General features: G+C 58.1%; 19 protein-coding genes. 4 read left to right on the forward strand and 15 right to left on the reverse strand.

All coding sequences use genetic code 11. The annotated features are described in order from the left end of the window. Positions 1–14 precede the first annotated feature (14 nt). The 5 genes from HW090_RS02360 to HW090_RS02380 all read right to left on the reverse strand — a co-directional run bounded on the left by HW090_RS02360 (position 15) and on the right by HW090_RS02380 (position 2,662). Positions 15–374: a DUF3742 family protein gene (locus HW090_RS02360; protein WP_179111971.1), complete on the reverse strand. Its 360-nt coding sequence runs from the start codon at positions 372–374 to the stop codon at positions 15–17. A 27-nt stretch (positions 375–401) separates the two neighbouring features. Continuing rightward, positions 402–860, reverse strand: a complete 459-nt coding sequence (locus tag HW090_RS02365) for a type II toxin-antitoxin system YhaV family toxin (protein ID WP_179111972.1) — start codon at positions 858–860, stop codon at positions 402–404. Next, positions 860–1,177, reverse strand: coding sequence for a type II toxin-antitoxin system PrlF family antitoxin (locus HW090_RS02370; RefSeq protein WP_179111973.1), 318 nt, complete (start codon positions 1,175–1,177; stop codon positions 860–862). The genes HW090_RS02365 and HW090_RS02370 overlap by 1 nt, the downstream gene beginning before the upstream one ends. A 350-nt stretch (positions 1,178–1,527) precedes the next feature. Then, entirely contained in the window at positions 1,528–2,067 is a 540-nt protein-coding gene (locus HW090_RS02375; protein ID WP_179111974.1) for a hypothetical protein, read from the reverse strand. Between the two features lie 331 nt (positions 2,068–2,398). Continuing rightward, on the reverse strand, positions 2,399–2,662 hold the full coding sequence (locus HW090_RS02380) for a hypothetical protein (RefSeq protein ID WP_179111975.1): 264 nt from the start codon (positions 2,660–2,662) through the stop codon (positions 2,399–2,401). A gap of 420 nt (positions 2,663–3,082) precedes the next feature. On the opposite strand from HW090_RS02380, the gene mobH reads away from it, so the two are divergent. Continuing rightward, positions 3,083–4,927, forward strand: coding sequence for a MobH family relaxase (mobH, locus tag HW090_RS02385; RefSeq protein ID WP_179111976.1), 1,845 nt, complete (start codon positions 3,083–3,085; stop codon positions 4,925–4,927). Positions 4,928–4,935: 8 nt separating this feature from the next. Here mobH and HW090_RS02390 read toward each other — a convergent pair whose 3' ends face one another. The 5 genes from HW090_RS02390 to HW090_RS02410 all read right to left on the reverse strand — a co-directional run bounded on the left by HW090_RS02390 (position 4,936) and on the right by HW090_RS02410 (position 9,322). Further along, positions 4,936–5,685 (reverse strand): hypothetical protein, encoded by a 750-nt coding sequence (locus tag HW090_RS02390; protein WP_179111977.1) that lies wholly within the window; start codon positions 5,683–5,685, stop codon positions 4,936–4,938. A 62-nt stretch (positions 5,686–5,747) separates the two neighbouring features. Then, entirely contained in the window at positions 5,748–6,641 is an 894-nt protein-coding gene (locus tag HW090_RS02395; RefSeq protein WP_179111978.1) for a PLP-dependent cysteine synthase family protein, read from the reverse strand. Positions 6,642–6,650: 9 nt separating this feature from the next. Beyond that, complete coding sequence (locus HW090_RS02400) at positions 6,651–7,850, reverse strand: MFS transporter (protein ID WP_179111979.1); 1,200 nt, start codon at positions 7,848–7,850, stop codon at positions 6,651–6,653. Position 7,851: 1 nt separating this feature from the next. Continuing rightward, positions 7,852–8,628 carry an alanyl-tRNA editing protein gene (locus tag HW090_RS02405; RefSeq protein WP_179111980.1) on the reverse strand — a complete coding sequence of 259 codons (777 nt, stop codon included), beginning with the start codon at positions 8,626–8,628 and terminating at the stop codon, positions 7,852–7,854. A 1-nt stretch (position 8,629) separates the two neighbouring features. After that, positions 8,630–9,322 (reverse strand): serine O-acetyltransferase, encoded by a 693-nt coding sequence (locus HW090_RS02410; RefSeq protein ID WP_256930722.1) that lies wholly within the window; start codon positions 9,320–9,322, stop codon positions 8,630–8,632. A 155-nt stretch (positions 9,323–9,477) separates the two neighbouring features. Here HW090_RS02410 and HW090_RS02415 point away from each other — a divergent pair, with 155 nt between their 5' ends. Continuing rightward, the gene (locus HW090_RS02415) at positions 9,478–10,830 is read left to right on the forward strand and encodes a PLP-dependent aminotransferase family protein (protein ID WP_179111981.1); all 1,353 of its coding nucleotides are present in this window, start codon (positions 9,478–9,480) and stop codon (positions 10,828–10,830) included. 33 nt (positions 10,831–10,863) lie between these two features. Here HW090_RS02415 and HW090_RS02420 read toward each other — a convergent pair whose 3' ends face one another. The 5 genes from HW090_RS02420 to HW090_RS02440 form a co-directional block, all read right to left on the reverse strand. After that, on the reverse strand, positions 10,864–12,075 hold the full coding sequence (locus tag HW090_RS02420) for an MFS transporter (protein ID WP_256930778.1): 1,212 nt from the start codon (positions 12,073–12,075) through the stop codon (positions 10,864–10,866). Positions 12,076–12,152: 77 nt separating this feature from the next. Continuing rightward, positions 12,153–14,261 (reverse strand): TonB-dependent receptor, encoded by a 2,109-nt coding sequence (locus HW090_RS02425; RefSeq protein ID WP_218673559.1) that lies wholly within the window; start codon positions 14,259–14,261, stop codon positions 12,153–12,155. Positions 14,262–14,264: 3 nt separating this feature from the next. Continuing rightward, on the reverse strand, positions 14,265–16,076 hold the full coding sequence (locus tag HW090_RS02430; protein WP_179111983.1) for an ABC transporter ATP-binding protein: 1,812 nt from the start codon (positions 16,074–16,076) through the stop codon (positions 14,265–14,267). Next, a complete protein-coding gene (locus HW090_RS02435) occupies positions 16,073–17,842 on the reverse strand; it encodes an ABC transporter ATP-binding protein (protein ID WP_179111984.1) in 1,770 nt (589 codons plus the stop codon). Before HW090_RS02435 ends, HW090_RS02430 begins: the two co-directional genes overlap by 4 nt. Next, positions 17,839–19,101: an MFS transporter gene (locus HW090_RS02440; RefSeq protein ID WP_179111985.1), complete on the reverse strand. Its 1,263-nt coding sequence runs from the start codon at positions 19,099–19,101 to the stop codon at positions 17,839–17,841. Before HW090_RS02440 ends, HW090_RS02435 begins: the two co-directional genes overlap by 4 nt. 295 nt (positions 19,102–19,396) lie before the next feature. On the opposite strand from HW090_RS02440, the gene HW090_RS02445 reads away from it, so the two are divergent. Then, positions 19,397–20,302 (forward strand): AraC family transcriptional regulator, encoded by a 906-nt coding sequence (locus tag HW090_RS02445; RefSeq protein WP_179111986.1) that lies wholly within the window; start codon positions 19,397–19,399, stop codon positions 20,300–20,302. Between the two features lie 363 nt (positions 20,303–20,665). Next, positions 20,666–23,563: a TonB-dependent receptor plug domain-containing protein gene (locus HW090_RS02450; protein WP_179111987.1), complete on the forward strand. Its 2,898-nt coding sequence runs from the start codon at positions 20,666–20,668 to the stop codon at positions 23,561–23,563. Positions 23,564–23,629: the final 66 nt, after the last annotated feature.

Consider the following 23,629-nt stretch of genomic DNA (forward strand, 5'->3'; position numbering starts at 1 on the left):
CTGTATACCGGGGACTAATCATCGTCGTAAGGATCTCCAACATCGACACGTATATCACCTCGGTACAGTCCGAAGCCGGCAGGTCCAGTACGCCATTCAGTCTCGGGCTCTTCCCATTCGAGGCCGCTTGATGCCACTGCTCCTGCTACGAAAAACACCAACACCAACAACGCCAACCAGAAAGCTGCGTAGAGCAGCATCCCAAGCACAGTCAACTTGAACGCCCACACGAGCGCGGTGGCGCCAGGCACCGGCATCCCCATGGAGGTCAGCCAGTGCGACACCCGCCGCTCACCGCGTACATAGGCACGCCATCTGCGGCCTGCCGTGCGACCCAAGCGTTCTGCCGTGCTGATGCGGGTTGTCGAGTTCATGTTCGTTCTCCTGCTACAGAGGGATGTTTATTCTGGTTTGCTCCAGTCCTTCTTGCTTGCCTGTATCAATGCGTTCCAGTCGTCTGGCGGATTTCCGCGTCCGAGCATCTTCTCGAATACTGCATACGGATCTGATTTACTGCCCGATGACCGAAGGGTCTGTTCATCGTTGACCCAAGCATAGACGATGATCTTTGCCTTCGAGTCGTACCGGAAAAATAGTCGGAAGCGCCTTCCTATCTTGGCCCGCCGCCAGTGGCGATGGGCATGTCCCAGGGTGTTGCCTTGGCGAAACTCATCGCGCGACGGATCACCCGGAACCACATCCAGCATCAACTGGCTCATCGCCCGAAAGAGCTTGACGTTAGCATTTGACGCGAAGCCCTCTGGATCGTTCTCCTGAGCGCGCCGTGTGGCCGTATGCAGCTTGTGTAATTGCTCGATCACACATTGGTGAAAAAGCAGCGTCCAACCATGTCGTCGCATCAGAGTGACACTTCCCCGTCAATCTCATCATCCAGGTTCACAGCGTACCCAGAGTGCTCCAACATGGTCCGTGCCAGTTCATCGGGCAAACCCTGAATGTTCCGCCCAGCTTCAATGTCTCGGGCCAGCAGGCTCAGAAATGTACCGATAGCGGGGTCTTCATGCTCGGCACCCACACGGGTTACGACAACTTCGCTGCCTCGCAGATCGAACGCAAGCTTGCCTCCGGCATCGACGCCGAGCGCCTGCCGGATGGGCTTGGGCAATGTGATTTGCCCCTTAGATGTCAGTGTGGCGATTTCGTGGATGGCGGGCATGGAAGCTCTCCTTGATTACGACACCCATATTGTAAGGAAAATTCCTTACCTCGTCAACAAGAGCCTCACGACATGTTTTCAATCTATCTTGGCCAAGTTGTTCAACCTCTCGCGGCGTTGATTAGATTCTGAGATATATGTCACACATGAATGAATATTCACGACATCAGATAATCAACTGGCCTGCAGGCGGATCTGACTTGCAGAGTGCTGTTTTATCTCACGCTGCCAGAAACCTTCGACGTGTCACCCAAACTCACTGTTCGCTACGTTAATCCCGCCCGCTGGCTGCAAGGGCCATGGCGCGGGAGCGGCTTGGTCGCAAACGTTTGGTTGCCGATGCAGCCAGACTATTCGCTCATGCGGCCAATGTGGCGCAGCATGCGCTGGCGGATCAAGCCGCTGACGGGGCGAATCACATACCAGTACGGCGCAAAGCGCAACAGGCTGGCACGATCCGGGCAATGCACGCGGGTTTCCGTCTGCAGGCGCGTGTGGCCTCGCGGCAAGTGCTCTGCGGTGAAGATCAGCAACAGTCGGGGCGTACCCACCGCGTCAAACGCACGAAATGTTGCGCCATCCGGGCATCTCACCAGGCCATAGTCCGCTTGCCAGAATTTGCCGATCAGCCCGTAGGCGATGGAGTGGTCGGTTGGTGCTGCCAGCAGCGTAAAGCGGTCGAGTCCAAACGGTGGTGGCGTAGGCTGGTTCCGGCGTAGCAACAGTCGCAATGGCACTTCACGCAGCGCGATCATGCGGCGGAAGAAGACATCCTGTTCGGGGCGGTAGCGTTGCGCGGCTGCCATCACCCGCTGTGGCGTTGCCGCAATCGTGTGGCTATGCCGCTCACGGAACTGAAATATGGGGAGGTATTGATCGGCGATATCCATCAGCCGTGCTCCTAGTGTGCAGCATCACGCCGAATGGTCTGCAGGTTGTCGAGTGGACTCCAGCCTGATTCTAAATGGTCGAGCTTTCCGCACCAATTCCAGAGCCGTTGAGCGTTCTGATGCACCGGACTTCATCACGCTCGTTCACGTTCATTTTTCGGGCTCTGTATCCGGTCGCGCGCAGGGAATGCCAAGCTTGACATGGAAAGTATGGTCAACTCACTGGCACGGGTGCTATGCCCAGCCACTTAGCAGCAACAGCAGTACGAATTCAACCTGATCTGACATGCTTCTTGTCCCAGACAGGTTGATTGCCCAGCGCGCAGGTCAATCAGTGCATGCTTGAACTCGACGACTCTTCTACACCATTCAAGTCCGCCGCATCAAAATCGAAAGTTCGCAGCTTATCAAGTATGCCCAGATACTCTTCTTCGCCCCCAAACATGCGGGAGAACACCGCACACTGACATAACAGCGAATCCAGAAATCGTCTCTGGTCATACTCGGACTGGAATTGCTGCACGCCGGAGAGAATCATTTCGTATGCAGTTTGAGCGTAAATGCTGGGTTTGATGTCGTCATCTAAACGATCCATGTCAGTTTTCCCTTGTGATCGCATTTTCTGCTCCGCCACCAAGTTAGATGGCGGCGACCCGCAGGGGTGACAAACCGGCAGCAATCCACCGGCCAGGCGCGAACGCCTGCCCTGCGGATCGCCATAACGCGACCCGCAGATTGCTGATTCGGGTTGTCACCCCCGGCGCCGATGAGCGGCGCGCTGCGAGGATTGCATATTCGCGCACCTGAATTCAATCGAATTTTGCAACGAACCAACTAAGCGGCTGACTGGCCGCCGCATTCCTGATCGACACATATGACCGACCGGCTTATATCTACAAAGGCCCCGGCAAAAGGCAAATGGCTTCAAAGGGGATGAATGGAAGGGGAGCCAAGGGGAAAGGCTCTATCAGGAAAAGGAAAAGGCCAACAGCCCTGACGACTATCGGTGTCCTCCATGTTTTCACTGTTCCAACGCAAGAAGGCTGCTCCAGCAGCGCCTGAGAGCGTGATTCTGCCGCCGCAACCACTCAGCAAAGGGTGGCTGCGACCAGAGTCCGCCTCCTCGCTGTTGGCAACACCCCGTCGACAGAAGTTGCTGGAGCACATCTGGCAACGCACTTCGCTATCGCGCAAGCAGTTCGACACCCTGTACCGCACACCATTGGAACGCTATGCCGTGCTGGTCCAGGCCTTCCCGGCTTCGGAAGCACATCACCACGCCTATCCCGGCGGCATGCTGGACCACGGCCTGGAAATCGTGGCCTACGCCCTCAAGCTGCGGCAGTCATATCTGCTTCCCGCTGGCACCACGCCTGAAGAACAAGCCGCGCAGTCCGAAGCTTGGACGGCAGCAGTGGCCTATGCAGCCCTGATCCACGACATCGGCAAGCTCGTCGTGGATCTGCACGTCGAGCATGAAGATGGCAGCACTTGGCACCCGTGGCATGGGGTGCTGGTACAACCATACCGTTTTCGCTATCGGGCAGACCGGGAATACCGCCTGCACAGCGCGGCCACTGGTGTGCTCTATCACCAAATACTGGACCGCAACATCTTGGACTGGCTCAGTGAGTATCGCGAGCTCTGGTCCGCGCTTCTTTATGTCCTGGCAGGGCAATATGAGCACGCCGGCGTATTAGGGGAACTTGTCGTGCAAGCTGACCGCGCCTCGGTCGCCCAAGCCCTTGGCGGCGACCCGACCCGCGCCATGGCCGCGCCCAAGCATGCCTTGCAGCGCAAACTGGTGGATGGTCTGCGCTATCTTTTGAAAGAAGAACTGAAACTGAACCAGCCCCAGGCATCGGATGGCTGGCTCACGGACGATGCGCTGTGGCTGGTGAGCAAGACTGTTTCCGACAAGCTGCGCGCGCACCTGCTGTCCCAAGGCATTGATGGCATTCCGTCGAGCAACACAGCGGTATTTAACGTGCTGCAAGACCACGGCATCATCCAGGCTGGGCCGGACGACAAAGCAATCTGGAAGGCGACTGTCACCAGTGACACTGGCTGGTCGCACAGCTTCACCTTCCTCAAGCTCTCGCCTGCGCTGATCTGGGAGCCTACCGACCGGCCAGCGCCGTTTTCCGGCACCGTCATCGAGGAGATAGCATCTGCAATCCCCGAAGATGAGAGTAGTACGACCCAGGCAGACACATCCGTGAACGCTGCGCCATCTCCATCCACAGCACCAATCGCACCCCTCGTATCACAAGAAGCTGCCACAGCATCTGTACCCAGCCCGGCCCAGGGAGATGCCATGGAAGACCTGTTGTCGCTGATTGGTGATCCGGCACCACCAGCCCAGGCAAGCGTTGATGCACCTGCAGACCTTCCCGAAACCGCGTTGCTCCAAAACACCTTGCCACCGCCAGCACGCACAGAACCGCCTGCGGCTATAGACCGCATGCCTCAGACAACGCCCAGCGGCGAGCACTTCATGGTATGGCTAAAACAGGGGATCGCTTCACGCAAGCTCATCATCAACGATGCCAGGGCACTGGTGCATACCGTCGCCGATACCGTTTACCTGGTTACTCCGGGCGTCTTCCAACGCTACGCCCAGGAACATCCACAGATCGTGATGTTGGCCAAACAGGACAAAGTGCAAGAATGGCAGTGGGTGCAAAAACGGTTTGAAAAGCTGCTGCTGCACCGCAAGCACAGCAGCGGGTTGAACATCTGGACCTGCGAAGTCACCGGGCCGCGCAAGTCGCGCCGGCTGCACGGCTATCTGCTGGCAGACCCCGCGCATCTGTTCAACGAACTTCCGCCAAACAATCCGTACCTGCGCGTGGTCTGAGCGACCGCTTAACCAGCTTGACGCTCGCGCTCCTTGGCGCGCAGCGCTGCATCCAGCGGTGGGTAATAAATGACATCCGGTGTTGAAGGAGCGAACCACGCCCACTTCAGGATGAATCCGGCACAAAGTAAAACTACTGCCGTGGCAGCGGATGCCCAGTCACCCAACGCGGCGTAGATTGCCTGAACCAGGCTGACACTACCTGGCATCCAACCATAAGTAAGTCCCCAGTCCAGCATCGACACCAGAACCGCAGCGGCAGTCAAATTCCCCGCCTGCTCAATGGATGCCTGGCTCGCATCCCGGGCCCGTACATGATTCTCATAGAGGCGAAGCAGGAAATCATCCTTTTCGCGCAGCGCCAGGTCTCTCAACGCGCGCGCCGGCACATACCCAGGGGTTCGCTGATATGGCCGGTCATCCGAGCTTGCAACACTGAAAAAGGCCGTAACCTTGTAGGGAATCAGCGCCACAAGCTGACGCAGCAAAACCAGCACAACCGGAATCACCAAGGCAACCGAGGCAGTAAACGCGACAATGAGAAGCGCGAGCCAGCCTACATCCTTGAGCAGCGCCATATCGTCTGACGACCACTGCCATAGCCCATGCCCCGTACGCAGAATCACGGCCATGTCCAGGAACATCACCGCGCAAACCAGCCGCAAGGCCCACGCCCAGTTCCAGGCGCGTTCCAACAATCCAATGCCTTTCTCGCCCAGGCTGCCAACCGCTGCCTTGTCTATGTCTTCTGTTGCCATTACATCTCCCGGAGACCATCACGAAGAATAAGGCTTTCCTGACGAGTTCGCCGCAACGCCACTCAAACCGTTACGGCCATGAAGTCGTCGTACCAAAGGCCAGAGTCGTAGGCAAGGGTCACGATGGGGACGCCATCAAACCGCTTTGCTGCTCGGATATTACGGGCCACAGCAATATTGGCGGCACTGCTGTTTCCGACAAATATCCCTGTTTGCAAGTAAAACCAGCGTTGCGCCGCAAGCACTTCCTGCAACTGGACCGTTTGAACTTCGTGTACCAGACCCCAATCGAGAAATGGTGCAGAAACGCCAACGGAAATCCCTTCGATCCTATGCTCGCTGAACAGCCCCGACCGCATGTCGCATCCTTCGGGCTCGACGAGGACGGTATTGAACTGAAAACCGGCATCACGGAGCGCCAGGGAAACTCCCGTGAAACTAGCGCCAGTCCCTGCGCCGCCGACCAATACGACCTCATGCCCTGCATCTTTTCGCTGCTCTAGCTGTGACACCAACTCCGCTCCGGTCTGCTGCCGGTGGGCTTCAACGCCCATTCGGTTCTGGAATTGGTCAGTATAAAAATACTGCTTACCAAGTGCATGTTGTTCATCCAGGTGGTATTGGACAACCTCTTTCGGCGTCATGCCTGCAGCCAGCATTTCCTTGCCTATCAAATGAGCGCCCAAGAATTCCAGAAGATTACGTTTGCGCTGGCTGAATGACAATCCGATGGCAAGGTCCACGCCTACACCATGTGCCTGGCATGCCATCAACAGTCCGAATCCGAAGTTCCCGCCGGTTTTCTCAATGACAGTTGTTTCACCGGGGATGATGTCCCCGCAAGCAACAGCCTGATCTACGATGAACTTTGCGGCGCGATATTTGTGGCTGCAACCTGGGTTGTCCAGCTCCGTCTTCACGAGTATCTGGTTGGCACATTGAACAAGATGGCTCATGCGTACACCTCACACTGCGCTGGCGGGACTGCGCCGCCCAAGTACCGCCGCCGAAAACACCAGCAACACCAGGCATAGGCCCATGCTCATGAGATTGGTGCCGTTCCATCCCAGCCACGTCAGCAGGAATGCAGGCGCAAACGCGCCCAGCGTTGCCATGACCGAAATCCCGAAGTCGTTCAAACCCTGCACCTTGACGGACAGCTCGGGAGAATCTTCCAGTGCCTCGGTCAGCAAGGCACTGCCGCCGACATAGGTGAAGTTCCACCCCAGCCCCAGCGCGATCAGCGAAATGCTCAGTGCAAGATAGTCATGCGACGCGATATTGACTGCGCTGCTTGCAAGCAGCAGCACAACGCCACTGAAGATGATGGTTCTCAGCCCAAGCCGCTGTATAAGAAAACCCGTGACAAAAGAGGGGGCGAACATCGCCAGTACATGCCATTGAATCGCAGCACTAACGTCTGAAAAGTGAACGTGCATGTTCGACATGTGCATGGAAGCCTGGATCATCAGTAGGTTCATCACGCCATAACCCACTGCGGCAATGGCAATCGCCAACACGATGACCTTGTTTTTCAGCACAACCCTAACCTGGACGTTCCGGTTCGCCGAGCTGCTTGCCTGGCCAGGATGGGCCACAGCCTCCGTGACGAACAAATTCAAAACCAGAGACACGACAGCCAGCCCGACGAACGCTGCATAGCAGGCAGAGAATGCCTGCAACGAGCCAAAATCCTTCAGGTTGCTCGTCAACAGCGGGCCAATGATGGCGGCAAGAACGCCGCCTGCGACCACCAGGGAAATCGCCCGAGGTTTAAGATCAGCAGAAATGCCATCGGTGGCGGCAAACCGATTGAAATTGGCAAAGGCGATATAAATGCCAAGAAGCGAGTGTGCAACTACCAGTAGGAGGAATAATCCCCGCTCCACCGCCAGAAAGCCCGCTACGCCCGAGGCTGCAAGGGGAATCGTGGCAAGCAGGAAAGACTTTTTCCTGCCGATAGCCGACATCAGCCGGGATGCCGGGTACGTCATGATCATGACAAACAGAAACTGGAACCCATAAGGGATGGTTGACATCCACGGTTCTGGAGCCAATGCCGCCCCGACCAGTGCAGCCATCGTCACCGACATCACGGCGGTGGTGAGATTGACGGACTGCGCCAAGAAGTAGAGGTAAGTCCTGAATGGCAGGCGGTGGTTCATTTCACAGTTCCGTTTCATGGTAGTTATCAATGCTGATCCGTGCGTCATCGAAAGCGCACATCAATCGCTCCTTGTTTTTTCCGAGCTTTTTTCGGGTTACCCGAATGCAGCCAATGTCTTGCGGAGATGACAGATGCGTTCCTCCGCACGGAATGCGGATATCCTCATAAATCCAGGTGCGGGCATCTGCGTTTTCCGGGTGCGCTTCGATGGTTATCGGTTGTGCCCGGGCAATCATGGCGTTGGCATGCCGTTCGATGGCTTCAATCTCATCTGGCACAAATGGATCGCTGGCGATGAAGTCGAAGCGAGCGCCTTCTTCCTTGATGTGGCAGCCAATCGTGTTTTCTTTCAGTTCGGGGCGCAGTGCCACTGCCGCCGCGTATAGGAAGTGGCTGGCACTGTGCGACAGCGTCAATTTCTGTCGTCGTTCTGCATTCAGATGCACCGTCACTGCCATACCGGGCGTGAGATTCGCAAGCATGGCCTGATCCTGCGGCGCGACATGGTGGACAATCACACCGCCTGATTTCCCGCCGTTGAAACCATCAAGATGGATTGGAGTACCGTGCATGAGCTTTGCGGCCATGATGTGCAAGGTGCCGAAAGGGGTTTCGAGTAGGCCTGTATCAGACTCCTGTCCACCACCCTCGGGATATAAAACAGTTCGGTCCAAGGCCATGCAGCCTTCGTCGATTCCAACGATTCTTGCGCTGCTGGATGTCAAGTATTGGTCCAGGTAATAGAGTTTCTTCGTATGTGCTGCGGTATCAAACATGTCAATTTTCCTTTCGGCATTCCGGTGAAATCATTTGAATGGACGACTTGACTTTCACCTTGAATCCGTCGGGGATGTCTTGCGTGACGATGCAGTTCGGGCCGATGAAAACATCATTGCCAATCTGAATCCGGCCCAGCACGGAAGTGAACGCGCCAATCTGAACGCGATGCCCGACCAGAGGATGTCTCGATGCGTGGGGATTACCGCAGATCCCTCTTGCCCCTAGCGTGACGCCACCCAGGACGTAGCAGTCATCGCCAATCACAGACGTCTCACCGATGACGGTTCCGTAGCCATGATCGAGAACGAAGCGTTCGCCGATCTCGCTACCAAAATGGATTTCTGCGCCGGACAGCATCTTTCCCCGCCGTGACAGCAGGCCTGGCAGAGAATCATCCACGCAGCTGGCTCCACCAGCCATGTTCGCCTTGTGAATCCAGTGAGATATTCGATAGTGCAGAACCGCAGAGAACGAGGTGTATGTTTTCAGTATGAAAATCGGGTCTGATTTGGCAGCAGGGTCCTTGTCCGTGAATGCCAACAGATCATCGCCAACCTGGGTGGAGAGGGTTTCCATCACATCCGTTTTCATCAGGCTGACGTAATCCTCCCTGCTCGCACATTCCAGCAATGCCGCCAATATGAAAGGCTCTACGTGCTCGTCCAAATCATTCAGTTTTGTTCTTTCCACAAGAAAGCTCCGTCTCCCCTGACTATGCTTATGCGATCAATCGCTATATGCTTATTCCTTTAATTTTGGCCACACTTCCAGCCTCTGTCTCGCACAGTTCATGTGGTATCCTGAAAACTGTTATGAGTTTTTTACAAACAGTTTGAGGGCATTCCGTGGATTTTCAGGCGCAGCTCAGGGCTGGCTTGCTGCGCGGTGAATGGACGACCGGGCAACGTCTGCCATCCATTCGCAAGATCGCGACATCCAGACGTGTCAGTCATCACACCGTTGTGACCGCCTATGCGCAGCTCGTCTCCGAAGGCCTATTGGAAGCACAGCAAGGTCGTGGCTTTTTCGTCTCTAACTGGGCATCCGCTACGGATCAGCCGCCGGTGTCCGAAACCAGTGAGGCGGCCGATCCGCTGTACAAGCTACTGCAAGCGCCGCCAGGCCAGATCAAGCTGGGTTGCGGCTGGCTTCCGCTGCCCTGGCGGGATACGGACGCGCTGGCAAAGGCCGTGCGCAAGACCGCACGTTCAGGGCAAAGCGCGTTGGTGGAATATGGAGACATTCAGGGCTACTTGCCGTTGCGTAAGCAGTTGTCCGTGCATCTGCGTAAGCACACCCAGATAGAGCTTTCGCCAAATCAGGTTCTCACCACTCTGGGCGCAACCCAGGCGCTTGACCTGGTGTCGCATTTGCTCATCACGCCCGGCGATCACGTCTTGGTGGATGAGCCATGCAACGGCAATCTCATCAAGCTGATCAAGTTGTACGGCGGCATTCCCTTGGGCGTGCCTCGTCTGCGGGAGGGGCCGGACATCGCCAGCCTTGATCGGCTGCTGCAGGCTCACAAGATTAAGGCGTTTTTCTGCAACAGCACTTACCACAACCCGACTGGCGCGGGTTTGAGCCCCCAAGTGGCCTTCAGGGTACTCAAACGCGCCATCGAACATGAGTTCCTGATCGTGGAGGATGATGTCTATGGGGACTTCTGCCCTGGCACACGACAGACCTTTGCAGAACTGGACGACCTCGATCACGTCATCTACATCGGCAGTTTCTCGAAATCATTGTCTGCATCGCTGCGCATCGGTTACATCGGTTGCGCACCGCACCTGATGGGCCCGTTGAGGCACTTGAAACTACTGACCTCTGTGGCCGTTCCCGGATTTTGTGAACGCTTCGTCAACACCATCCTTGCTGATGGCACATACACCCGGCACGCACAGGCAATCCAGCGCCAGTTGATGACCCATCAAAAGTTGGGGCAGAAGGCTCTCAGGAAATACGGCTGGAACTTCGAGATCGAACCGGACGGTGGCATGTTCCTGTGGATCGAGCATCCCGACATCGAAGACCTGTCCGATTACATCGAGCGCCTGGAGGCAAGAGGCATCCTCTTGATGCCGGGAAGCTCCTTCTCGGTATCACAAGACTTTCGCGCCAAAACCCGTATCAATGTCGCCCACTTGACCAAGGACATTGCACACTACTTCGACACGAAGGGGGCAGCACTGCGATAGCGCGCGGGGACGCCCATGCCAGAGCCGCCGCAGTTACTGTTGGTTGGACGATGCACCTACCGCCAGCAGCGCCACTAAGGCGAGCAGCACGCCCACCAGCACATAGGGCACGCCAGGCCCGACCTCGTAGAGCAGCGTGCCCGCCAGCGGCCCCAGCACGATACCCAACCCCTGCGCCGCACCGACCGAACCAGCGGCCGCGCCTTGCTCGTGTGGCTGCACCGCGTTGGCGGCCAGCGCCGAGAAGGCAGGAAACACCCAGCCCATGCCTGCCGCGGCGAAGAAGAAGCTGGTCATCAGCATCCACTGGGTCGATGCCAGGGCGACCGTACCGAAACCGATGGCACTGATCAGGCCTCCGATGCGAATCAGCCGTTGTGGCGTCCACTGCAACTTGCGCACGACCAGCTGCGCGGCGATCAGGCCCACGCCCACCAGGGTCAGCGCCAGACCAGCGGCCCGGGCCGCTGGTCCCGGCTCCAGGCCCAGGCGGTCGATGGCGAAAAAACCCACCGTGATCTGCCCGATGGCAACGCTGAACATTGCCGCGAAAGCCACGAGCATCGGCCTGCGCAAGCGCGCATCGCCCAGGCGCAGCATGGCGGACTCGCTGCCAGCGGAACGCTCATTGCGCGGCAGCTTGAACCAGAGGATGCCGAAGGCCAGCAGCGGGAGCACCGCTGTAACGTACAACGGCAAGCCCAGGCTGTATTCGGCCAGCGCCGCCGCCAGCGCCGGGCCAACCACCAGGCCCACGCCATTGGCTGCGCCCAGAGACGCCATCGCACCGGCTCGCTGCGCCGGGGGGAAGTGATCGGCCACCAGCGCCTGCCCGGTTGCCGGTATGGCCGCAAAAAAAGCACCCACCGCGCCGCGGCTGAGCAGCAGCCCGACGAACACCAGACCGGCAGCAGGCAGCACATGCAGCGACACGATTAGCACCGCGCACATCGCCCAATAGGCCAGCATGAAACCGCCCACGCCGATCAGCAGCACCGCGCGCCGCCCACGCCGATCACTCAAGGTGCCCCAGGGGCGCGACAGCAGCATCCAAAGTACACCGCCCACCGTGACAACTGCACCTGCCTGCCATGCGGGCAGGTGCAGCAATCGCGCGATCGGCCCAATCAGCGCCACGAACGCCATCATGGCCATCGTGCAGGCCATGTAGGCCACCATCAGTGGCTTCAGGTTGAAGGCCGTTGCATGCCGTGAATCAGGGTGTATTGACACCTTAGCCTCCATATCCGATGTGTTCATCAAGGGGGTTGCCGATCGTGATCTGGGGCCTGAGTGCCGTCCAAATGAAGCGAAGACCTGCATCAGTACATATAGGTTGCCGTCAGCCCCACGGTTCGGCCCGGTGCCACTTGAGCGAAATTGCCGGTCGCCCCGTAGGAGAAACCATAAGTCCGGTAGTCCTTGTCGGTCAGGTTCTGGGCATAGAGCATCAATTCCAGGCTGTTGGTCGGACTCCAGGCCAGACCGGCATCCACGACGGTATAGGCGCTCTGGCGCAAGGTATTGGCACTGTCGAAATAATGCGCTCCCGTACGGCGGACCGACAGTTGCGGCCTCAGTACGGTATCGCCCACCCGCACATTGCCCTTGGCCGCCAGGGTCAAGCCATAGCGGGGGGCCATAGGCACGTCGTTGTGCTTGCAGCCGGTGCAGGCGCTGGAGTCCTCGAAGCGGCGGAATGTGGCGTCATTCACGAAGCCTCCGGCACTCAGCGTCCATTGTCGGGTGATATCCCACTCGGTATTGAACTCCACGCCAACCGAGCGTGTGTCACCGACGTTGCGCAAGGTCTGATTGCCCATGTCGCCATCGCCATAAAGCTGCACGTCCTTGCTGTCTACGCGGTAGACAGCCATGCTGGCGCGCAGCGTATCGGCGGAATAGCGCACACCCGCCTCGTAGCTGATCGAGCGTTCACGGCCATAGCCCTTGGCATCGTCCACACTGGAGGGGGCCAGGTTGTAGCCCAGCGGTTTATAGCCCTGTGCCACGTTGACGTAGCCCCGCCATTGCGGGGCGAACTGGTAGCCAGCGGCGATGTGGCCCAGCCAGGTGTTCTGGTTCGATGCCGCCTGGCCCTGGAAGCCATTGCCCATCTGCTCGCCGTCAAAACGGGTTCTGGCCTCATCCCGGGTGAAACGCAGGCCGGTTGTGATATCCGCCTTGGAGGTGAGATGCCAGGTCACATCCCCATAAGCCGCCAGGGATTCGGTGCGGTTGCTTGATGCCGAATCCACCACCCGATAGAGGCTTGGCACCACCATGTCGAACTGATAACCCCGCGACATATCCACTTCCTGGCGGTACAGGCCGAACACGGCATCCCATGCGCGTGAAGAGGCACCGCCAGTCTCCTCCGCCCGTGTCGACAGACGTACTTCCTGGGTATTCTGCTTCCAGTGCTCGGAGAACTGCGGGAAATAAATGTCGATCGGCCAGTGGCGCGACGTATGCACGCGCTGGCTGCTGGCGATCACATTCAAACGCCATTGGTCGAAGTCGTACTGTCCATTGGCAGCGAAACTGTTGGCACAACGCTTCTGACGGTAATCCCGGTAGGCCTCTGGCAGATTTGGCGACACATAGGCCCTGCGCGACTTGTAATCGTCGAACAAGGTATAGACCTCCTGGTCACCCGTAGCACAATCGCGCCCGCCACTCAGGTTCAGCTCCCATGGGCTGCCGGTCGGTGCCAGGCGCAACTTCACGTTGCCGGCCCGCGAACGCACACCACCCAGCTTGTCGCTGCCGATCACGTCGCTACGAATATCTCCATTGACGTCATTGCCCAGCAGCGACACCGACCCGTACAACAGATCCTCGACCAACGGACCGGAGCCCTCCGCCTGCACCTGATAGCCATCGCGGCTCGATACGCCGGCGCGGGCCGCGAACTGGGGTGTGTTGTCTGGCTTGTGAGAAACGATATTGAGCACGCCGCCCTGAGCGCTCTTGCCATACAGCGTGCCTTGCGGCCCCTTAAGCAGTTCCACCTGCTCAACCCCCAACAACGACTGGGCGGCAAAGGTCGGCAACTGCGGCACGCCATCCACATAAACCGTCAAGGCTGGGTTGTAGAAGTCCTGGGCAGACGTCACCCCGCGCAGTGTGATGATCGGGAACAGGAATGTCGCGCTGTGCGACATATACAGCTCGGGAAAGACCCGATCCAGCTCCAGGGTTGAACTTACCTGGGCATCGTCCAGGGCCAGGCGGTCGGCCACACTGGCGGCACCATTGAGCTGTTCCAAGGTTTCGCCGCGTTTGCTGGCCGACACCACCACAGGAGCAAGCGACTGAACATCCCCGGCGTCTGTCGCTACGTCTTGTGCTTGCGCAGTAGCCATTCCTGCCAGGGAATGGAGCGAAATCAGCGCAAGGCTGAGAAGACGCAATTTGAAGGGGGGCATGATTCAATCTCCTGCTAAGTCAAAATTTGGTTGCGCGTCGCGGCTGGCATGCCAGTTCTTGGCACTTTGCTGGGCCTGCCACATGCGGGCGTAGCGGCCCTTACAGGCCAGCAGATCGGCATGCTTACCGGCCTCCACCACCAACCCGTCGTCGATCACCAGAATCTGGTCGGCGGCGGCAATGGTGGAAAGGCGGTGGGCAATCACAATCACCGTGCGCTCACGCACCAGGGCATCAATGGCGGTCTGCACCGCCACTTCGCTCTCGGTATCCAGCGCGGCAGTAGGCTCGTCGAGGATGACGATGGGGGCGTTCTTGAGCATGGCCCGCGCAATGCTGATGCGCTGACGCTCGCCGCCCGAGAGCCGCCCGCCGATGTCGCCCACGCGTGTGGCGTAGCCCTCGGGCAAGCGCGTGACGAACTCATGGCAATGGGCCGCACGGGCGGCGGCCTCGACCTCTGCATCGCTGGCGTCGGGCCGGGCCATGCGGATGTTGGCCAGGATGGTGTCGTCGAACAGGTACACGTCCTGGAACACCACGGAAATCAGCGCATTGAGTTGCTCCGGCGTGATGGCGCGGATATCCACGCCACCGATGGTGATGGCTCCGGCCTGCGGGTCGGCATGACGCATCAGCAAGCGCGTGACGGTGGTCTTGCCGCTGCCCGAAGGGCCGACCAAGGCCGTCAGGCTGCGGGCTGGCAGATGCGCACTCAGATCCCGCAGCGTAGGCTCCTTGGCACTGGCATAGCCAAAGCGCACCCCCTCGAAGGCCACATCAAAGGCGTCCGGCATCTGCTCGGGCGTTTGTTGGGGCAAGGGGGCAACGGCCAGCAAGGCATTGATCTTGCCCAACGCGGCCTCGATCAGGTCAATCACCTTGGCATACAGCACAAAGGTCGCCAGCGGCTCGGCAAAACGAACCACGATCACCATCAGGGCCGCCAGAATGGCGACATCCAGCGAACCTTGCACGACCAGCAGGGTACCGGCGAACACCACCAACAGGATCGCCAGCTCCATGACGGTTGCCAGAATCAGATTCGGCTTGGTGCCTTTCTTCTGGCCGATGGTCTGGATCATTTCCAGGTGCTTGAAACTTGCCTGCAAAGCCACAGCATGCTCACCCACACAACATGCCGACCGCAGTACCGGCAGGCCCTGGGTGTACTCCAGAATATCGCTGCTGGTGCGCTCGTTGGCATCGGCCAGCATGCGCATGCCGCGCCCGAAGGCCGGACGCCGCCAGCGGTACAGTGGAATCAGCAGCGGAAACACCAGCAGCAGAATCAGCCCCATGCGCCAGTCGAACCACAGGGCCGCCAGCGCCACCACCACCGGCGTGACCAGGGCAGTTGCCATCATGTTGGCGACGGTCAGGATATAGCTCAGCGTCTCGTCCACATTGCCCAGCAGCGTGGCATTCACCGCGCCAGTGCGCTTGTCCTGCAAGACCTCTAGCGGAATACGCCGCAATTGCTCGCCCAGCTCGGTGCGCAGTTCATGGGTGTTGTGCACCATGTCGCCTCGGTAATCGAAGCCCTGGGCCCACCAACGGACTGCCGTGCTCGCCAACATCGAGGCCGTCATCGCCAGCAGCCAGGGCCAGGCGGCAGTCCAATCCGCCTGCGGAATCAGTGCCTGGAACAAGGGCATCAGGCATGCCAGTGCCAGGCCTTGCAGGGCAGCAGCCAAGCCCAGCCCGATCAGGCTGGCCCGCAATTGGGGGGCGCGGCTGCGGGCACTACTCATCAGTTGCCGCCAGGTTTCAAGCAAGGGGGTGATGCTGGGCGTGGGGTGTGGTTTGTTCATGAGTGCACTCCCATCAGCGACCAGTTCTGCGCGGTTTCATAGTTGTGCCACAGCCGGGCATACACGCCGCCCTGTGCCACCAGCGCATCGTGCCGGCCTTGCTCAGCCAGCCGCCCCTGGTCGAATACCAGGATCTGGTCGGCATCACGGATGGTCGATAGCCGATGCGCCACCATCAGCACTGTCTTGCCGCGCATCAGGTTCGACAGTGCGGCCACCAGTGCCGCCTCATTTTCCGGGTCGGCAAAGGCTGTTGCTTCGTCCAGCACCAGAATGGGCCGGTTCTGCAAAATGGCGCGGGCGATGGTGATGCGCTGGCGTTGCCCACCGGAGAGGAACACGCCCCGCTCGCCTGCGGGCGTTTCATAGCCTTGCGGCAACGCCATGATGAACTCATGGGCCTGGGCCGCCTTGGCCGCGGCGATGACCTCATCCATGGTCGCGGCTCCCAGCCCTAGCCGAATGTTGTTGGTGATGGTGTCGGCAAACAGAAACGTGTCCTGGAACACAAATGCCACTTGCTGCATCAGGACCTCGGGCAGCATCTCGCGCACATCCACGCCGCCGATCCGAATACAGCCGGAACTTACGTCCCAGAAGCGTGGAATCAGTCGCGCCACGGTTGTTTTGCCTGCGCCAGAGGGGCCGACCAACGCCGTGACACTGCCTTGCGCTGCCTCGAAGCTCACGCTTTGCAGCACCCGCTCACCATCGGCTGTATAGCGGAAATCCACTTGCTCGAAGCGCACGCTCGCATCTCGCGGCACCTTGGCCTGGGCAATATCCACCACCGGCAACTCCGGCTCGGCCATCACCTCGTGAATGCGGTGGATGCTCATCTGTGTCTTGGCGACCAGGTGCTTGAGCGACATCAGCGGCAGCAGCGACTCAGCCATGCCCGTGCCCACCAGCAGCACTGCCAGCCAGGTCGAAGCCGCCAGCGCATCACGGCTGATCAGCCAGCCGCCCAGCCACACCAGCACTGCCAGTGTGGGCAGCGGATTGAGGATGGCCATCGACAAGCGCGACGACACACCCGCCATCCGGTACCACTGCAACACCACCTCGACGAAGGCATTGAGTGCCTGCTGGTAACGCTGGAACGTGGTCGTGCCGGTGTCGAAGGTACGCACCACCGGCATGGCCTGCACATACTCCACCACGGCCTTGCTCACGTCCTCGCTGGCGGCGTGGTAACGCTGCATCATCTCACCGCTGCCGCGCATCGCCAGTGATACCACTGCCATACCGACAGCCAGCACCGCAGTAGCCGCCAAGGCCAGCCGCCAATCCAGCCACCACAGCAGCACGAAGGTCAGTACCGGCGAGACATAAGCCCGCGCATACAAAGGCGTGCTATCGGCCACAAACACATGCAGCGCCTTGACGTCATCCATCATCACCTTGGTCAAGGCGCCAGAGCCGGTCTGCTGCACATAGCCCAGCGGCACCCGCGCCAGATGCTCGGAAAGATCGGTACGTAAGCGGGTTTCCAGCTGAAACGCGGCGAAATGCGAGCGATTGAATGCCGTCAGCCGCAAAACATAGGCCAATACCGTCAGTGCGACAGCCAGCATCAAAGCTGGCCACGGCCATTGGCCAGGTGCAGTCAGCAAGGCATGCACTGCCCACGCCAGGGCGCACAAGGCCCCCAGGGCACAGGCGGCTGCCAGACCGGCCAATGCCATGCCCAGGCGGATCTGGCCCTGCACAGGCCGCATGATGGACCAGACGCCCGGTACCGCCCGGGAATTGCCTTTGCTCATACGCCGTGTAGCTCCCTGATGTTGTCCAGGGAAGGGCCTTTGCGTTTGACCACCAGCACCGCTACCACGGCTGAAGCTGCCGCCAGCCCGAAGCACACCTCATAGCCCAGATGCTGCGACAGCCAGCCTCCGGCCACGCCACCGGCCACTGCCAGCAAGGCATCGGCACTCTGGAACAAGGTGAAATCCACACCGGATTGCAAGGGCGAGGTCAGCCCCATCAAGGCCGAGTACAACGCCACCCACACAAAACCCAGTGCTGCGAACATCAGCCCCACCAACACCATCAACACCGTCAGGGATGCCGTCGGTGCCGCCAGGGTCAGCGCAGCCAGAACTAGGGCTTTCAAACTCACCGCAATCCACACCGCCCGCCAGCCTGGTGCGGCGCGCACCAGCATCCCGCCAAGCACCGCGCCGGTCAGACCCGCGCCCAGGTGCAGCGTGCCGAAGAACCAGCCCAGTTCCTCCAGGCTCAAGCCCTTGTCCAGCAGGAAGGGGCCGAACATGCCCAGCGTCAGGCGCACGCCGATACTCGACAACAGCATCAACAACAGCCCCGTGCGCACTTCCGGGCGGCGCAAGGCATGCAGCAGGCCAGGCCGGTGGTTCACTGCCAATGCCGGATCGCGTGGCGGTTCGCGCAGCAGCATCATCGGCACACTCAACAGCACAATCGCCAGTGCCGCAGCCAGCAATGCCTGCGGCCAGCCCAGTGTGCCAACCACCAGCAAAAAGCCGCCTGCGCCCAGCATCGCGCCGACATAACTGCCGCCTACCTGGGCCACATTGCCCCAGCCGCGTTGTTGGCTGGCAAGCTGCTCCACGGTAAAGCCATCGCTCGCCACGTCCGTGGTGGCCGCCACCAAGGCCGCTACCAGCAGCCCGGCCAGAATCAGCCCGGCGTGGTCAGCCAGCGATAAATGCCCAGCCAGTGCGGCCAGCCCCAGAACCAGCAGCACCGCTGCAATCAACCATTGCCCGCCCAGCACCAGCGTGCGCGAACGTCGTTGCAGCCGTCCTGCCGGCAAACGCAAGCGTTCCACCGCGGGTGCCCACAGAAAACGTATGCCCCAGGGTATCCATAGCAGGGCAGTCAGCCCCGCCACTTGCAACGAAGCTCCGGCATCGCGCAACAGCGAAGGCAGGGCCTGGGTGGTTAACGCCGTAATAATCGTCTGGCTGATATAGATGCCTGCAATAGCAGGTAAAACCTGCCGCGCACTCAGGCGCGACGGAACTAGGGAAGAAATCGACATACTGAAAAAGTCCGTGGCCTGATTAAGGCTTTTGTCATGGGCTAGATGCGGGTAAATCACAATTGCCAATGTCTATCTTGTATATTTAGCGATAAGATAGGTAATAGTGATATCGAGCATCATTACGCCAACAGAAAAATGGCGCTAACGGTTTACGGAAAAAATTTGATGTTTTCAGGAAATTTTTATGGCGGGGAACGCAGAGACAGTGTCCGGCCAACCAGCCCTTGACCCAGGCAAACTGCCGGAAGAAGGGCTGGACCACGTACACGAAGATTGGAGGCACGCGGTGCACATGTACCAACCCTGCGAAGGGTTGTGCATCAGTTGCATCAATGGTCGCCCAGGCAGCAAATGGGCATTTCAGGCAGAAGGGCCATCGGCCTTCAGCGTGAACATCTTGCTCGAAGGCCGCATGCAGGCTGCCTTCGATGATGGTGCCGTGCTCGATGCCAAGGCGGGGTCGGCCATCATGATGGCGACAGGCTCATACGCCAAAGGCTGGGACGTGCTCGACGGCCAATCTGAAGGTGCCTTCCGCATGGTCAGCATCCACATGCCGCAAACCGCCATGGCTGGCCTGACTGGCCTGCAGATGGACGACTTGCGCAGCCGCATCTGCACCGTGGCTGGCGATCAATCGCACATCGACGCCTTCCTCGGTGTCATGCCCGCCTCCAGCGGCCTGCAACGCATAGCCTGCGATCTGCTGGGCTTTGGCTGCACCTACCCCGGCCCTTGCATCTCGCGTGATCTGTACCTTCGCGCCAAGGCGTTCGAGGCCATCGCCTGCTTCCTGCGCGAAAACCTCTCAGCCCAACAGGCCAAGCTCCCCGTTCCGGCCGACAGGCCACACCTGATCGACGCTCGCGCCCTGCTGGAGAAAAGCTACGACCAGGACTGGACCGTGCAAACCCTGGCCCGCGCCGTGGGCCTGAACGAAAAACGCCTGCAATCGGGCTTCCATGCCATGTTCGGCTGCTCGGTCTATGCCTGCCTGACCCGCATCCGACTCGACGTTGCCATCACCTTGTTGCAACGCGGCACCAGCGTCACCGAAACCGCCATCAGTTGCGGCTTTGCCAACCTCAGCCACTTCAGCCGGTTGTTCCGCACCCACACCGGCATCTCGCCCAAGCAGTGTGCACTGGGCATCACCCCCAAGCTGCAACGCCAACTGGCGAGCGATGGCCTGCAGTAACTCCCGCCCTCCTCCGCCACACCACAGCTTTCGGCCATGCCACGGCGGTGGCCGAAAGCAAGTGCTTACCCGCCGCGCATGGTGTACTGCAACAAAAAACCCCGAAATGTCAAATTTTTCCCGTAAACCGTTAGCACGGTTTGCGGTTTTTGGTAATCATCGGGCTTAGCTGGTAATCGACAGCCTTCCACAAGAGTCTTCATCGCAAGCTCTCACTCCACCCTGTTGAAGCGGACATCGCAGCCGCAAGGGGCAAGGAGCGCACATGGAGGCAACAGAGCCCAGCCAGGGAATAGGCATGCCTTGCGCAATATTGTAAATGCCTATCATTTAATCTCTTGTTCGTAGTAAAGGCAGATTCAGATGGTATTCAGGGGAGACAACGCAGGAAGCACAGAGGGCATCGCCTTCTGCACACGACATGGGCAAGCGGCACGCAGACCGGCCCAGCAGCGCCAGGATGGCCTGCACCTGCGCCCCAGCCGTCTGTGCCTGGCCGTTGCCCTGGTGCTCTCTGGCCATCAAGCATTTGCCCAGGACGCACAGCGCCCCTCCCCTGACCAGGAAGAACCGTCTGTTCTGACTATCACCGATGCCGACGCCCCTCACATGCTGGATGCCGTGGAGGTAGTCGGCACAGCCGAACAAGAAAAGAAGGCCATAGGCAACACCAGTGGGGCGAGTAAGGAAGATGTGGAGCGGCGCGGTGCCAGCCACATGAGTGACCTGATTGATCAAATCTCGGGTACGTCTGTCAACAGCCTTTATGCCAGGCCAGAAGTGTCTGTTGGCGTACAAGGCATTGCGGGGCATGGGCGTGTGGCGCAATCGCTTGAAGGGATCAATCAGAATTTCCATGCCTTCACTCGTGACATCGGCCAGACCGGCTCCATTTTTATTGATCCGCAGTTTCTGAAGAGCATTGACGTCACAAGAGGCGGAAGTTCAGGAACTGGTGCTTTGGGTAGCCTGGGAAGCTCGGTAGATTTCAAGTATCTCGATCTGGAAGATATTCTGCGCCCAGGCAAAGATTTTGGCGGCATGGTTCGGGGTTCAACCGGATTCAGTGAATATAGCAATGGTCAAAAACCATCTGGGTCATTTTTCCTTGGTGGGCGAAATGAACGCTGGGAAGCAATGGTCGGTGCATCGCACAGCAAAAACGACTTCTATAAAATTGGCGACAACATTAGCAACGACGAGCTAATGCATGGCATTCACGGCAGGAATTTATGGTTCCATCATGACGTTACAGGATCATCAATCCGTGATATTAATCAGCACGGCCCTTGCCGTTACCATGCAAATGGATATGTAGGGATGAGCAATTGCGGCCTCACTACAGATCAAGCCAAGTGGTTTAAACAAGCCGCCAAAAATCCATTAAAGGGAACTCAAAAAGAAACCGACTCGCAGATGTTAAGGCTGCGGCATTATTTCAATGATGACTACGACCAGAGTCTGGAGTTATTTGTCTTTTCAAGCAAAGCCAAATACGAAACAGACCAACAACCTGCTGTGTGGGTTCCTGTAAATGAAAACTCAACAAAAGATAATTGGTGGGTCGATGGTGAGGCTTCTTGGCATGACTACCCATGGTCTGTCCGAACACAGCTGAAAAATCAAGTGGCCAGCTTAAAATGGAAAGGTAGCTTTTCAGAGATATTCAATCCTGAAGTGCAAATTTTCCATGAGAGCCAGGATCGAAAACAAAACTGGACCGGAGGTAGTGATGGTTTTGCCGCAAACCAACCTCTTCACTATTTCACTGATGTCGGCTCAACAGGGATAAAGCTAAGTAACGTCAGTCGCTTTGAATCAGAAGTTATCGGCCCTTTTCGTCTAGATACTGGATTGGAATTTAGGCAAGCCAGAAAGAAGGTTGATAGCGAAACGGAGTCGGAGTATTACGAAAGATACCTATTAGAGACGCAAGGACGAGATATCGACGTGATGCGGTTTGACCCTGACTCACGTACAGATACTCTGGGATTGGCCCTTTCATTAAGCACGGAAGGTTCAGGCCCGTGGCAAGCGAGTGTAGGCTTTGGTTTTCAGCGAGTTTGGCTTGATGTGTTGAACCCGGTGTTTACGGAAGGGAACATCGGTCAAGAGGGTGTTGTTTATGGTACATCGTATTGGCGAAATTATTACCGTGGCTTAGGCTATTCCGGAAATGAGTTAAGAGAACTTGCGGCAGCCGCCACAGCAGAAAGCAGTGCCAAAATTAAGACTGACTCACAGTACGGTAATCTCCGAACAGTCAGAGGACGGCGAGATCATCAGTGGGATCTCAAGTCTGCCAATTTTGGTGTTTCATATAGCCCTCCCGGAACTGGCCTGACTTTCTATACGCAAGCGGGATACAGCGAGCGTGCGCCAACCAGCAATGAAATGTATATGCATGGTGAACTCAACAGGGCAGATTTCTATGCAAACCCCTATCTTGAACCAGAAGAGAATCTCTCGCTGCAACTGGGGATGAACTACAAGAAGGAAGGCTGGCTTGCCGCAAGTGACCGCCTAGATGTAGGGGTGAATGTCTACCGTAATCGCATCCGCAACTACATTACATGGGGCCCCATGCTTCCAGAAGGCTACCCTTGGCCAGGAATAGGCAATGATCAGGCCAGCGTCAATAATCTCAATCCCTTTATTCGTCAAGGTGTTGAACTGAATCTGGCGTATCGTCAGCCTTTGTTTTATGTGCGAACTAACCTAACTCTGCCTATTCGACACGACAACAAGCTTTGCTCTTGGCAAGTGCCTAGTGGTAGAGCGTACCAAACAGGGACCACAAGTGATGGGGGAAACTCCTATACCGATATTGGCAAAGGAGAACGCCTTTGCTATTCAAGCTGGAACTGGATGGAAGCAGGCACGATTGAACCCATTCGAGGCAGTCTGACTGCTGCACTGACCCCTATGCAGGGTAGGCTTGAACTGGGCGGCACGATGCATTATCGCGGTAGGCAACGCGCCGCCTACTGGTATGACAGAAACGTCCAGGATGATCACCACCTTGGAACGCAGGCAGGACAAACCCAACCGATACCAAGTCAAAGCCAGTTTATAGAAGCCTATCTCTGGCCCAAAGTCATCAAGTTCGACCTGTTTGTCAATTACCAATTCAACGACCAGTTAAGGGCCGGAATTTATCTAGCCAATGTGACCAACAAAATGGAAGCCACACCCACCGCATGGGGATACAACTTCTACCCTGGTCGCACTTTGACGGCCAACTTGGAATACCGTTTCTGACGGTTAGCCGCTTTGGTCATGGTGACCAGAGCATATTTCGCCGGTGTGGCGACCGGCTTGTGAAAA

Source organism: Pseudomonas sp. ABC1 (assembly GCF_013395055.1).
Taxonomy (GTDB): Bacteria; Pseudomonadota; Gammaproteobacteria; order Pseudomonadales; family Pseudomonadaceae; genus Stutzerimonas.

Bases quoted from the DNA above. Each gene is read 5' to 3' on its own strand.
- HW090_RS02435 (WP_179111984.1), bottom strand. From the start codon at position 17,842: ATGAGCAAAGGCAATTCCCGGGCGGTACCGGGCGTCTGGTCCATCATG.
- HW090_RS02395 (WP_179111978.1), bottom strand. From the start codon at position 6,641: ATGAGCCATCTTGTTCAATGTGCCAACCAGATACTCGTGAAGACGGAG.
- HW090_RS02430 (WP_179111983.1), bottom strand. From the start codon at position 16,076: ATGAACAAACCACACCCCACGCCCAGCATCACCCCCTTGCTTGAAACC.
- HW090_RS02370 (WP_179111973.1), bottom strand. From the start codon at position 1,177: ATGCCCGCCATCCACGAAATCGCCACACTGACATCTAAGGGGCAAATC.
- HW090_RS02420 (WP_256930778.1), bottom strand. From the start codon at position 12,075: ATGGAGGCTAAGGTGTCAATACACCCTGATTCACGGCATGCAACGGCC.
- HW090_RS02390 (WP_179111977.1), bottom strand. From the start codon at position 5,685: ATGGCAACAGAAGACATAGACAAGGCAGCGGTTGGCAGCCTGGGCGAG.
- HW090_RS02405 (WP_179111980.1), bottom strand. From the start codon at position 8,628: ATGTTTGATACCGCAGCACATACGAAGAAACTCTATTACCTGGACCAA.
- HW090_RS02445 (WP_179111986.1), top strand. From the start codon at position 19,397: ATGTACCAACCCTGCGAAGGGTTGTGCATCAGTTGCATCAATGGTCGC.
- HW090_RS02360 (WP_179111971.1), bottom strand. From the start codon at position 374: ATGAACTCGACAACCCGCATCAGCACGGCAGAACGCTTGGGTCGCACG.
- HW090_RS02425 (WP_218673559.1), bottom strand. From the start codon at position 14,261: ATGCCCCCCTTCAAATTGCGTCTTCTCAGCCTTGCGCTGATTTCGCTC.
- HW090_RS02375 (WP_179111974.1), bottom strand. From the start codon at position 2,067: ATGGATATCGCCGATCAATACCTCCCCATATTTCAGTTCCGTGAGCGG.
- HW090_RS02365 (WP_179111972.1), bottom strand. From the start codon at position 860: ATGCGACGACATGGTTGGACGCTGCTTTTTCACCAATGTGTGATCGAG.
- HW090_RS02380 (WP_179111975.1), bottom strand. From the start codon at position 2,662: ATGGATCGTTTAGATGACGACATCAAACCCAGCATTTACGCTCAAACT.
- HW090_RS02450 (WP_179111987.1), top strand. From the start codon at position 20,666: ATGGTATTCAGGGGAGACAACGCAGGAAGCACAGAGGGCATCGCCTTC.
- mobH (WP_179111976.1), top strand. From the start codon at position 3,083: ATGTTTTCACTGTTCCAACGCAAGAAGGCTGCTCCAGCAGCGCCTGAG.
- HW090_RS02440 (WP_179111985.1), bottom strand. From the start codon at position 19,101: ATGTCGATTTCTTCCCTAGTTCCGTCGCGCCTGAGTGCGCGGCAGGTT.
- HW090_RS02400 (WP_179111979.1), bottom strand. From the start codon at position 7,850: ATGAACCACCGCCTGCCATTCAGGACTTACCTCTACTTCTTGGCGCAG.